The organism is Acuticoccus sediminis (assembly GCF_003258595.1).
GTDB classification, from domain to species: domain Bacteria; phylum Pseudomonadota; class Alphaproteobacteria; order Rhizobiales; family Amorphaceae; genus Acuticoccus; species Acuticoccus sediminis.
This window is the reverse complement of record NZ_QHHQ01000023.1, coordinates 1-12,102: the sequence shown is the minus strand read 5'-3', so window position 1 is coordinate 12,102 and position 12,102 is coordinate 1. Positions and strand designations below refer to the sequence as shown.

Annotated in this window: 6 protein-coding genes and 2 pseudogenes; 1 reads left to right on the top strand and 7 read right to left on the bottom strand. The window is 63.2% G+C overall.

Annotated features, from left to right (window positions below):
* Positions 1 to 76: 76 nt before the first annotated feature.
* The 3 genes and pseudogenes from DLJ53_RS34145 to DLJ53_RS36495 all read right to left on the bottom strand — a co-directional run.
* A pseudogene (locus DLJ53_RS34145) lies at positions 77 to 325 on the bottom strand (DUF4172 domain-containing protein); the annotation flags it as partial.
* Positions 326 to 722: 397 nt separating this feature from the next.
* Positions 723 to 962, bottom strand: a pseudogene (locus tag DLJ53_RS36295) (integrase core domain-containing protein); the annotation flags it as partial.
* A 31-nt stretch (positions 963 to 993) separates the two neighbouring features.
* Entirely contained in the window at positions 994 to 1,116 is a 123-nt protein-coding gene (locus tag DLJ53_RS36495; RefSeq protein ID WP_280525546.1) for a hypothetical protein, read from the bottom strand.
* Positions 1,117 to 1,201: 85 nt separating this feature from the next.
* Between DLJ53_RS36495 and DLJ53_RS34135 the strand changes: the two genes are divergently transcribed.
* On the top strand, positions 1,202 to 1,396 hold the full coding sequence (locus tag DLJ53_RS34135; RefSeq protein WP_202913524.1) for a DUF2188 domain-containing protein: 195 nt from the start codon (positions 1,202 to 1,204) through the stop codon (positions 1,394 to 1,396).
* A 275-nt stretch (positions 1,397 to 1,671) separates the two neighbouring features.
* On the opposite strand, the gene DLJ53_RS34130 is transcribed toward DLJ53_RS34135, so the two are convergent.
* The 4 genes from DLJ53_RS34130 to DLJ53_RS34115 all read right to left on the bottom strand — a co-directional run bounded on the left by DLJ53_RS34130 (position 1,672) and on the right by DLJ53_RS34115 (position 11,626).
* Positions 1,672 to 6,093 (bottom strand): CheR family methyltransferase, encoded by a 4,422-nt coding sequence (locus DLJ53_RS34130; RefSeq protein ID WP_111352772.1) that lies wholly within the window; start codon positions 6,091 to 6,093, stop codon positions 1,672 to 1,674.
* Between the two features lie 631 nt (positions 6,094 to 6,724).
* On the bottom strand, positions 6,725 to 8,044 hold the full coding sequence (nhaA, locus tag DLJ53_RS34125; protein WP_111352771.1) for a Na+/H+ antiporter NhaA: 1,320 nt from the start codon (positions 8,042 to 8,044) through the stop codon (positions 6,725 to 6,727).
* Between the two features lie 256 nt (positions 8,045 to 8,300).
* Complete coding sequence (locus tag DLJ53_RS34120; RefSeq protein WP_111352770.1) at positions 8,301 to 10,475, bottom strand: amylo-alpha-1,6-glucosidase; 2,175 nt, start codon at positions 10,473 to 10,475, stop codon at positions 8,301 to 8,303.
* Positions 10,475 to 11,626 carry a glycosyltransferase family 4 protein gene (locus DLJ53_RS34115; RefSeq protein WP_111352773.1) on the bottom strand — a complete coding sequence of 384 codons (1,152 nt, stop codon included), beginning with the start codon at positions 11,624 to 11,626 and terminating at the stop codon, positions 10,475 to 10,477. Before DLJ53_RS34115 ends, DLJ53_RS34120 begins: the two co-directional genes overlap by 1 nt.
* Between the last annotated feature and the right edge of the window lie 476 nt (positions 11,627 to 12,102).

Genomic DNA, 12,102 nt, shown 5'->3' with positions numbered 1-12,102 from the left:
GACGGCGTCGCCAACCCCGCGACCGCCGATCAACGCGCCGCCTGACCGGCCCCGTCACCCACATTCAGCCATAGCTCCCGAGCTGCCGGCGCAGGGAGGATTGCACGCTGAGGCGATCGAGAGTCTCCCCTTCGATCGCGCTGGTCTTGACCGCCTCGTCGCTGAGGAGCTCGATTCGCAATAGATCGCGGTCGTCCGCGCTCACATGCCGGACCGCGCCGATCACCTCGCCGGTGAGCAGCAGAAACCGCCGTTCCAGCGGCTCAAGGGGGTCCGGATCATAAAGAAAATTCGGCCAGCCGCGCTGCGCCCAGTTCCACACCATGAGCGATAGAATCCCCCTCTATAGCTCACATAGTAGCGGGTTCGTGATTTATAGATAGCTGTCCTATCGCTCATGGCAGAGCTCAATGGAATCGAGAGCCATCGATCTCGCGGCCCTGGAAGAACTTCGCGACTTCCAAAAGCCTGTCCCAGGTCTTCGGCGGAGCGAGGTCGCGGCCGTATGCTGGCTTGGCGAGTCGCCCTCCAGTCCCTGATTGTCCTGACAGCGTCTCCAGCTGAGCCGGCCCGCGTCGGGGTGCATCGCCACGAACAGTACCATTAGGCCAGGAGGTGAGGCCGTCGGGGCACGATCTCCCGGTAATGCAGCGCGAGTCTGAGAACGGGCGTTATGGAACCTCTTGGTTCTGCGCGACTGGGGGTGCTGTGACCCCCGCGGTTCATCCAACTGAACCCGGAGTCGGCGGCTGAGATTGGCTCTGTTGCGTCGGCGGAGCAATGGGCGATTGGCGGAGCGCCCCCATTACGAGGAGCCGATCGCCCATTGCGGTGAGTTTGGCGGCATAGGCCGCCGGCGTACGGTAACCGAGCGCCGAGTGCGGCCGGTCGTGGTTGTAGTCGGCGACCCACCGAGCCATGGCGCTTCGGGCATGGCCGAGGCTGGCGAAGAGGGCCTCGTCCTCGGATCATCCCCGATCCGGCCACGCGCCGCTACATGGGGTCTGGTGGGCGCTTACGGCTCTCCTCGATGATCCGCAGCTTCTCGTCCGTCGACCAGTACCGGCGACGCCGCGTCCCCGTGATCAGCTCGATCCGCTGATAGTCCTCCGACATAAGCCTGTCCTCAAGGATATCCTTGAGCCTTCCTGCTTACGCCAGCTGTCCGATTAAAACGGGGGGCACTTCAGATCAGAAGTGGGTGGACAAGCGTAACGACGCATTCCGGGGCTTCGCATTCGACACTCAGGCGCAGGCCATTCCGTCCGGCCGCGAGAAGCTGATCAACGCGGGTGGAGGCGAGCTGACCGTGAAGGGCCGGGACGGCAGAATCCGCAGCAAGGACACGCTCGGGCAGGGCAACGATCCGAACCCGCCGCACGATCGCGAACACTAATCAGGACAGGCGCAGAACGATATGGGCACAATACGAAAAGCATCACACCCGGGGCTGCCGGTCAAAAATCTCACCTGATCGTGCCCGGCCCGAGGGGCCCACTCCAAAAGTGGGTCAGATTTGGATCGGCGTTGACAGCGGATCATCGAGGAGAGCCTGGAGCCGGGCGAGACGGTGTCGTCGGTTGCCAGGCACAACGGCATCGCGACTCCGAATGAGCCGATGGATGGCGTCGACGGTTGCAGTCAGCGCGCAATTGAGATTCTGGCTTGTTTTCATGCCGTTTGGTCCTCAAGCGCGGCGCGCAGGGCTTGGGCGAGCGCCTCGCGACTATAAGGCTTGCGCAACACCGGCGCCCCAGCTGGAAGGTTGATTTCCTGGTCGGCGTAGCCGGTTGTGAAGACGACGCGCAAACCTGGCTGCTTGCGCGTGGCTTCGGCAGCAAGCGTCGCGCCATCGAGGCCTCCAGGCATCATCACATCGGTTATCAAAACGGCGGGCTTGAGGCCACCGTCAAGTGCACGCAGCGCAGCCGGGCCATCTGACGCCTCGCTCACCATGTAGCCGAGCCGATCCAGCCGCTGCATCACCACGCGTCGGAGGCGCGCATTGTCCTCGACGACGAGCACGCGTTCGCCTGAGCTCATGGGAACTGGCGGTTCGTCCACGGCGTCCGCCACGCCGTCGACCTCGCGGTCGCGCGGCAGATTTATCGTCACGTTGGTGCCGGCACCCGGCTCACTCGCGATCTCTACGAAGCCGTCACTTTGACGGGCAAAGCCGAAGACCTGGCTGAGGCCGAGACCGGTGCCGCCCTCGTCGCGCTTCGAGGTGAAGTAGGGTTCGCCAACGCGCGCCCGCATCGCGACGTCCATCCCCATGCCAGAGTCGCGCACGGTGATCGCAGCGTAGTCTCCGGGTACGACATTGGTGTAGAGCGTCGCCTCCGTCGGCGATAACGTGACCTTCGCAGTCGATAGCATGAGGACACCGCCGGCAGGCATGGCATCGCGGGCGTTCACCACAAGGTTTAAGAGCGCGGCGCGCAGAAGATCCGGGTCTGCACGCACCGGCGGCGCATCGGATGCCAGTTCTGTTCGGACCGAAATGCTCTCGGCGATGGTGCGGCTCGCGAGGCCGGCCACAGTCTGCACCTCCGTGTTGGGATCGAGCCGTGTCCGCGCCTGCGGGGAGCGGCCGCCGAACACCAGAAGCTGGTCGGTGAGCGCGGCGCCCATCGTCACTGCCTCCGTGGCGTCCTTGATCAACGCGCGCATAGCTTCCGAAAGGGGTTCCGCCTCCATGAGCTCCAGACAGCCGCCGATCACACACAGCAAGTTATTGAAGTCGTGCGCAACGCCGCCGGTAAGCTGGCCCACCGCGTCGGCTGCGCGGAGCCGACGTAACTCCTCCTGACGCAGGAGTTCGAGCGACAGGTCCCTCAGGACGCCGGCGAAGCACATCGCGTGGTCGACCCGAACGGCATCAGAGGACAGTTCGAGTGAGATCTCCGATCCATCACGCCGGCGGCCTTTCACCTGCCGCCGCTTCACCGGCATGCCTGGATCCTTCCTGAAAACTTCGAAGCCGTCCGCAAAATCGTTTAGGTTGCCGGGAATGAGCTTGTCGACCGGCTGCCCGATCATATCCGGTGCATTCCATCCGAACAGCCGCTCCGCCTCGGAACTCACCGCAGTGACACAGCCCTTGTCGTCAACCGTGATAATGGCGTCAGGCGCAGCTTCAAGCACCGAGGCGAGTCGCGCCTCGACGGCCTCCAGGGTTTCGACCGCCGCTTCGTGACGTGTCACGTCCTCGAAGGAAAGCATCAGATAGGTCGTATCCGGCGTCTTGCCAGGCGCGCGACGGCCATTCAGCACCAGTCGCTTGAGCCCAACCTGTTCGAAATCGTGCTCGATCCGCAGGTTCGTGATCGGCTCGTCATTGTCGAATGCGGCTCTTAGCGCCGTCTCGACAGCAGGGATACGCCAGACGCCGCCCCCGAGATCCGCGAACGGCACGCCCCGCTCCATCTCCTGCAGCCCGAAGGTCAGGCGGAATGCGTCGCTCGCCGTGACAACGCGGAGATGGCCGTCGAGGGTGAGGAGCGGTTCGCGCACGGTCGCCGCCAGCGCATCAGCGTAGGCTCGGGCGGCTTCGGCCATCTGCTCGCTGACGCGCAGTTCTGAAACGTCGGTGAAGGTGAGGACCACGCCGTCAAGTGCATTGCCGTCACGGCGATAGGGCAGGATGCGCCGGCTGAAGACCCGCCCGTCCTCGGCCGTGGTGATGGCTGAAGCCACCTCTCCAGTTTCGAGAACCCGGCGTGCGTCGGACACCAGAGCGGAATCGTCGAGTCGAGGGCGGATGTCGTTGAAGGGACGACCGTGATCGCTTTGGATAAGGCCGAAAAGCTCGGTCGCCGGAGCCGTGAAGCGCGTGATACGGAGTTGGCGGTCCAGCATCACCGTGGGGATGCGGGTGCTGCTGAGCAGGTTCACGAGGTCATCCGCCGTACGGCGCTGGTCCTCGACTTTCTCGGCAAGTTCGGAGTTGACCGCGGTCAACTCCTCGTTCAGCGACTGCAACTCCTCCTTCGAGGTCTCCAGTTCCTCGTTGGTGGACTGGAACTCCTCATTCATCGACATGGCTTCTTCGTTGGCAGCCTTGAGATCCTCATTCGAGGCCTCGAGCTCACGGATCGTGGTCAGGAGTTCCCGCCGCGCCTGTGCGAGGTCGTGCTCCAACCTGTCAACCACCGCCTGGTCGGTGACCTCGGCCGTTTTCGCGGCGTCCTTCGGCGCCTCGGCGTCCGAGAAGGCGACCAGAACAAAGCGGTCGCCGTTCTCCAAGATCGGGATCGCCTCGACGCGGACTTGGACCCGCCCGCCATTGCGAATCCATGCGCCTTCGACCACGATCGACTTGTCGTCCTCAAGCGCAGCATGGAACGCTGTGCGCAACTTCACTCGTAGTCCGTGCCGCGCCATCGCCAGGACGTCGGGGTCTGGCTCGCCGCTTGGCACCTGAAGATAGCGGTCGACCGCGCCGTGGAAGTAGAGACCGGATCCGCGCCGGTTCAGCAGCACGGCGGTTGGCGCGAAATGTTCCAGCAGGGCGCGGTGCGTGATGTCGGCTGCTGTAAGCCGGCGCCGAGCCGGCAGGAGCGCGCCGGCAGCGCGGCTGTGATCAGACGGGACCGGGAGCGCGATCCCCGACCGGCGCGGATGGCCTGTTCGTCGATAGATCCGCGCGGGCTTGGCGATCGGTTCAAATCCGGCATCCTCGGTCCCAACCGTCTCGGACGCGCCGAGCATCAATACGCCGCCGTGCACCAGAGCGAAGTGGAACAGCTCCAGCACCCGTCGCTGCACCCCCGGCTCGAGATAGATCATGAGGTTGCGACAAGTGACGAGGTTCATGCGTGAGAAGGGAGCGTCGGCGAGCAGATTGTGGGGCGCGAAGACGATGGATTCGCGCAGTTCGGTCGCGATGCGCCAGCCGGCATCCTCGCGCCGGAAGAACCGTGCCAGCCGCTCGGGCGAGACTTGCGTCTCGACAACCGGCGGGTAGAGCCCGGAGCGGGCGGTCACGAGGGCCTCTGAGTCGAGATCCGTGCCGAAGACCTGAACCTGGATCGGGCGCGGCTGCTTTTGCGCCTGTTCGAGCGCGATCATCCCGACCGTGTAGGCCTCCTCTCCCGTGGAGCAGCCAGCAGTCCAGATGCGGAACGGCCTGTCGGCGGGGTGGGCCGCCATGAGATCCGGAAGCACCTCCTCCGCCAGCACCCGGAAATGTGCCCCGTCCCGGAAGAAGCTTGTTACACGGATCAACAGATCGTGGCCGAGGCGGCGGGCCTCTTCCGGATCGCTGGCGAGCCGCTCGAGATAGGCCTCGGGTGTATCGGTCTCGGCAATGCCGATGCGCCGTTCGATCCGGCGCAGCAGCGTGCCTTCCTTGTAAAGGTCGAAGTCGACGCCGACGACCGACCTCAAGAGCTCCATGACTTTTGGCAGGATCGGGCGCGCCCGCTCGCCCAGCGCACGCGCATCCGCTTCGAGCGCCTCGCGTGCGAGCCGCAGCGCGGCGGCCGGCGTCTTCACGAGCGGCAGGACGAGATCGGCGACCCCGGCATCGATCGTGCTACGCGGCATGCCGTCATAGGCCGCCTCGATGGGGTCCTGGACCACAACCGAGCCACCCGCGGCCTTGAGCGCACTCGCGCCATGCGCGCCATCGGAACCCGCGCCGCTGAGGACCACCGCCACGCTTTCCTGCGCGTGGGTCGTAGCCAGCGAGTGAAGCAATGCGTCGAAAGTATGCGGCTCGCCCGCCTTTGCCGACCGCGGACGCACGCGGATGAAATTGCCCTCCACCGTCAAGACCGTATCGGGCGCAACCACCCACACCGCATCGGACTCGAGGACGTCGCCATCGGCCGCTTGCTTGACCCGCAATCTGGTGTGCTGAGCGAGGATCTCGGCGAGGATACTCTCATGCTTGGGGTCGAGGTGCTGCACCACAAGGAAGGCGGCCGCTGGCACATCGGGTGTGGCGTCGAAGAACTGCTTCAGACACTCGATCCCGCCAGCTGACGCGCCGATCGCTACGATCGGATATCGCGCATCGCCATCGTCCGGCTCAGCCGTCGGAGCGGCACGTTGCAATCGTGGCTCTTGAGAGCCTGCTTCACCCATCCAAACTCCTGTAACTTGCCCACGCTTAAGCAAGCATGCCGGTCGTCCCACCCGATGCAACAAGGTTTTCCAGCGGAGATTCGTGCCCCGCTGCGGATGAAACCGCAGGCTGGCGTCATACGAGCTTTTCGGATCTTGTAGTAAAGGCACGTCCCCACTAATCTAGGACCATACCCTGCGAAGGGCACTATGCCCAGCCGGCTCAATGAGCCAGAGCCGCATTTTCAAAACGACCAAGTATACGCACGGTCGACAACGAGGAAGCGGGCGCCTGCCCGCTCGATATCCGACTCTGCGTCACGACCCCGAGAGGTCTACGATGACAATCGAGAAGTCTGCGCCGCTCAAGGCGCCACCTGCAAACGCCTCCACTCTGCGCAAGGGCTGGGCGCAAGAGATTCTGGCGCGGTGGTCACACAGGTCTGACGCCACCGACGAGCCCCTTGAACCGGCGAGGGCAGACCAACTCCGCCGAGCCCCCTCCCATCCTGCGCCCCTTGCTGAGGCGGTGCCAGGAAAAGAGCCCCCGGTCTATAGCAGGCGCCGCACGATCCGGCTGAAGCTGGCAACGCGGCGGGCCGCCTGACATCGGCATGAGGCGGCCGGTCCAGACCAGCGTAATACAGGCATTTTATGTCCGAGGCGCGAAAATGGTCAATCGAACCAGCATTGATAGTCCGGCTATCGCAGCGATGGTGGATCCGATCAGAGTGCCGAATTTCGCCGAGTTGAGCATTGTGGGGTCGAACGCCAGGCCCGCGATAAACAGCGACATGGTGAAACCAATTCCCGTGAGACAGGCTCCTGCGGCAATGAAAGGCCACGAGAGGCCAGGACCCAGCACCGCAACTCCCGAGCGAACTGCCAGCCAGCTAAAGCCGAAAACTCCGATTGGTTTTCCGAGGACCAGCCCAACGATGATCGCAAGGGATACCGGTCGCCCAAGGTCGACGTCGTAAATCGGTATTCCGGCGTTTGCCAGCGCGAAGATCGGCATGATCGCGAAGCCGACCCATGGATGCAGCATTATCTCCAATCGCTCCACGGGTGAGAGGGACTCCGTGATCGCTCTACCGGCTTCCCGGAGGTCGCGGCGATCCGGGGTATCTCCGCTCCAATGCTCGCCGGCCGGATAGGCAAGCACCCGCCCGAGCTCCGCCCTGAGAAGAATGTCTCTCACCCAGACGCGGGTGGGCGCCATCAATCCGAGAACTACGCCGGTGATTGTCGCATGAATCCCGGATGCATCGACGCAAAGCCAAATCGCCACGCCCAGCAGAAAGTAGGCAGGGACGGCTCTGACCCCCAATTGGGAAAAGGCTGCAACGACGCCAATTGCCAATAGGCCAAGTCCAAGGGCCATCCAATTCATCGTCGCGCCATACCCGAGCGCGACGACGAGTATCGCTCCGATATCGTCGAAAATCGCGAGAGAAAGCAGAAAGAGACGCAGATGCGTCGGGATACCGCGTCCAAAAAGCGCCAGACACCCGATCACGAAGGCTGTATCGGTTGCCATCACCGTTCCCCAGCCCTGCATACCAGGCTGTCCGGCCATCATCGCCAGATAGAGCAAGACTGGCAGAACCATGCCACCGACGGCACCCGCAAATGGGAGCGCCGCTCGACGGAGAGTACGCAATTCGCCAAGAACGATCGCTCTCTTCAGCTCCAGTGAAAATACGAAAAAGAACAGGGTCATCAACCCGTCGTTGATCCAGTGATGCAACGATCGGGTAAATTCGATCGAGCCGATCGTCACTCCGACAGGCGTTTCCCAGAAGCCTAGAAATGCTTGACGCCAAGGTGAATTCGCCATGGCCAAGGCCACCAGAACCGCCAACAGCAGAAGGCCGCCGGCTGTCGCCTCCACCTTCAGAAAGCGCGCAAGGGGTTTCGTGACCCTGTCAACGGCCTCCCTGGGCAGCTTCAAGTCTTCCGAGCGGCTCATGGGGTCACTCTTTCCCATTGTACGGATGGCGAAGATTTGAGCGGCAGACGAAGAGTTATCCGGGCGATCCTGACCGACGCGGAGGCGGGCGCGGATCAAACCGCGCCTGCCGAAGGTGCCGTGTACCGTGCCGGTGACACCGCCCGAATATGTCACTGACGTGAAGGCTTTGTCCGGACCGGACCACAAAACATCCGTTACGTCTCGATCGCCGGATCCAAGGCAACGGATACGTCGATCAATCGCGGCCGGATCGCTATTTGATCACAAGGATCTTGGCGTGGCCTCGACGCTCCAGCACGGTCGTCGCCACATCGTGTCCATAACGATGCATTCGTATGTCGACGCGAGTCGAACCCAATTTGAGATTGCGCAGCACGAGCTCATCGAGGAAAACGGGCATCAGCGGCTCGCGGAAGCGAAATTCATTGCTGGCGTGAGCCAGCTCGAGTCCGAGACCGGCGCCAAGGAGGCCGAACACCGCCGAGGCGGCCCAGGCCTGCGGCGAACAGGCGACGGGGTATGGTGCGGGGCTTCGCCGCGGCCTCCGCATGAAGCCACAGAAGAGCTCGGGCAAACGCCGCAGCTCCTGGTTTTTCGCTGCGTCGAACAGACCCTCGAAAACGCGGATTGTCTCGGCCTTGTAGCCGTAACGGGCGAAGCCGATCGCGATGATGGCGTTGTCGTGCGGCCAAACCGAGCCGTTATGGTATGACATCGGATTATATCGGGCTTCCCCCTGAGCCAGCGTGCGGATTCCCCAGCCGCTGAACCCGCTTCGGCCCATCAGCCCGTCGGCCACGCGGCGGGCCCGCTCCGGCGCGGCGATACCCGTGAAGAGAGCGTGGCCTGCGTTCGACGCTCGCACCCGACATGGCCGCTTAGCGCCATCCAGAGCAAGCACGTAGGTGCTCAGATCGTCGTCCCAGAACGCCTCCTCAAACCGGACGCGCAGAGTCTCCGCAGAGGCGTCAAGGCTGGCCGCAACCTCCTCGTGTCCGAGCCGCATGGCCAGCCGGGCAGCCAACCGCTTGGCCGCGAAGGCATAACCCTGGACCTCGCACAGTGCGATGGGGCCCTCCGCCCCGGTCCCGTCTGCGTGAAAGATGGAATCGTGAGAGTCTTTCCAGCCCTGATTCTTGAGGCTTCCGGCGCTTGCCGGAGAATACTCCACGAAGCCATCACCGTCCTGATCACCGTATTCATCGATCCAGCGCAAAGCTGCCTGGATGTTGGGCCAGAGAGCGGCAACGGTCTCGAGGTCTCCGGTTGCGTCAAGATACATGCCGGCCAGCATCACGAAGAGCGGCGTGACGTCGACGCTGCCGTAGTAACGGCGGAAGGGAACTTCACCGAGATTGGCCATTTCACCATGACGCATCTCGTGCAGAATCTTGCCCGGCTGCGCATCGGATCGGGGATCGGTCTCAGTGGCTTGCGTCGCCGCCAGCGTGCGCAACACGCCGCGGGCCATCATGGGGTCGACCCACAACATGAACATCGCGGTGAAGATGCCGTCTCGCCCGAAGACCGTGCTGAACCAGGGGATCCCGGCGTAGGGGTATGGGCCGAGGTTCGTCGATGTGATGAGCGTGTAGATGTCGGATGTTGCGCGACACGCAACTTCGTTGAACAGCTCGTTCGAGCTTTCCACCGTGACAATATCCGCTGTCAGAGCCCGCCGGGCTCTGCAGCTTTCGCGATAGGCGCGGAAGAAATCCATCAACGTCGCAGACGCGCGCTCGTCACAGGCCACGGTGACGAAGAGAGACGTTTTCTCGCCCGCCCCAAGCGCGATGTCGAATGTTGCCCGGTTGCCTTCAAGCGTCCGGGGGGCCGGAGCGAAGCCGATCGTGGTGCGCCGGGCAACATTGTCGAGGCCGAGACAGTAAAATTCCACGCGGTCGTGCGCCGTCACCTCGACGGAGGTGGGACTTCGCGTCTTTCGCTTGTTCCCCCGCACCTCGAACAAGTCGTGGAAGTCGGCGTCGAACCGATAGTCGAGCGTCAATCGATGGCCGATTGACGTGAAGTTCCTGATGCTAAGCCGCTCGTACCAGACCGCACTCCATAGAAACATCGTGCGTTCGAAAAAGATGGTTTCCGGCGGCACGTGAGCCGCGCCGTCGAGCATCGGGTTGGTGAGGTCGACGGAAAGCGCCGCCTTGTCGTCGTGGGTTTCGGAGTTCAGCAGGAGCAATCCCTGTCCCTCCAAGCGCAGTTCCATGCGAGACAGATGACGCGTGTCGCGGAAGAAGAGCCCTTCCGCTGTTCCAGGTATGGTGCCCAGATCGCCATGGCTGTCCAGGACGACAAAGCTTTCGCCGTCCTTGAGGTTTCTAAGAGCACGGCCGACCAGCGATATCGTCGGCTCAGCCTCGTACGTGGTAGGATCGACATCTGCGAGGGGGGCGGTCGACGGCACCACCATCAGACCGGCACCTGCGACATGCCCGCGAGCCCCGGCTCGTCCTCCACCAACGGGCCGGGCAGGACGACTGCCACTGCACCCGCGGATCCCGAAGCGGCGAAGGGACGTTCCCGCGGCATGGTCAGCGCGGGCCAATCGAGAACACGTTGATAGGCGGCGACATAATCCTGAGCCATTCGAGTGACTGTGAATCGCTCCTCGAACCGCTGGCGGACGGTCTTGCGGTCGAGGCTGAGCACCTTGCTCACCGCAGTAACCGCCTCCTCGATCGATCCGACGATGTAGCCTGTGACGCCGTCATCGATCACCTCGGGAACGGACCCGGTTCGCCAGGCGATCGTCGGCGTACCTTCGCGCATGGCCTCGATCATGACGAGGCCGAACGGCTCCGGCCAGTCAATCGGGAACAGGAGGGCCAGGGCATTGCCGAGAAAGCCCCGCTTCTCGTGGTCGCCGATCTCGCCGATGAACTCGATCAGCGGATGATCAAGCTGCGGCTGAATGACGTGCTCGAAATACTCCTGATCGGCGCGGTCCACTTTCGCGGCGATCTTCAACGGGACGCCGGTGCGCTTTGCGATTTCGATCGCGCGATCCGGGCGTTTTTCCGGAGCGATGCGCCCCAGGAATGCCAGATAGTGACGCTCCGGCGTGTCCGACGGTTCCCGTTCGGGCGGGAGCCCGTGGTGGATCGTGGCGAGCCAATTGGCGGTTGGCAGAGGCGTCCGCTGACTCGCCGAGATCGATACGAGTGGCATCGTCCGGAAGGTTTGATAAACCGGATGGAAGTCGATCAGGTCGAGGCGTCCGTGCAGCGTCGTGAGGCACCGGTCGGATGCCTTCCTGAACATGGGGAACTGCAGCAAATCCACGTGGAAGTGGATGATGTCGAAGTCTGTCGCCTGATGGCGAACCGCGTCCAGCATCACGAGAAGGCTCGCCGTGTGATCGCGGATTCCGCCGAGACGCAACCCCTCCGGCACACTGCGGACGAGCCTGGCCGAGGTGATCGAATCGCCCGTGGCGAACAGGGTGACTTGATGACCGTGCTGAACCAGGGCCTCGGTGAGCCAGGAGACAACGCGTTCCGTACCACCGTAAAGTTGGGGTGGCACGGATTCCGCCAGTGGGGCGACCTGAGCTATTCGCATGATTTTCCCGGATGCTACGTCGCGCATCGGTCCAAGGCAGGCTGTCCTGGACCCGCGGACTCCGTCACCAAGCGTGGCAAATGCACAATAACGGGAGATTCTTATGTGGAGATCGGGAGACGTTATGACTAGGCCGAGGACCTCTCGCCGGGTGCGGTGTGCCGTCACGCGCAGTCGGGCAGGTTACTTCCGTTTCACCAGACAGGCCGAGTCTTGAACCTATGAACGTCGGCTGCATCGGTGACGGACGGGAGCGGATGTTCGAGGGAGCTATGGCCGAGTTTGGGTGATGGGGCCGATCAACCGCGTGCGCTGGCGGATCGACGTAAAGGCCGACGATGTCGGTGAGCTTGTGCGCGAACGCCGGGTCGTTCGACAGCTGAACGCCTCGAAAAACCTCTTCGAATCGGATTCAGTTGAGGTGGGTATTCGGGGGTAGCGGCGATGCGGGGACAGCCTGGTTTCTTCGACGTCGA

Bases quoted from the DNA above. Each gene is read 5' to 3' on its own strand.
- DLJ53_RS36495 (WP_280525546.1), bottom strand. From the start codon at position 1,116: ATGTCGGAGGACTATCAGCGGATCGAGCTGATCACGGGGACGCGGCGT.
- DLJ53_RS34130 (WP_111352772.1), bottom strand. From the start codon at position 6,093: ATGGGTGAAGCAGGCTCTCAAGAGCCACGATTGCAACGTGCCGCTCCG.
- nhaA (WP_111352771.1), bottom strand. From the start codon at position 8,044: ATGAGCCGCTCGGAAGACTTGAAGCTGCCCAGGGAGGCCGTTGACAGG.
- DLJ53_RS34120 (WP_111352770.1), bottom strand. From the start codon at position 10,475: ATGGTGGTGCCGTCGACCGCCCCCCTCGCAGATGTCGATCCTACCACG.
- DLJ53_RS34115 (WP_111352773.1), bottom strand. From the start codon at position 11,626: ATGCGAATAGCTCAGGTCGCCCCACTGGCGGAATCCGTGCCACCCCAA.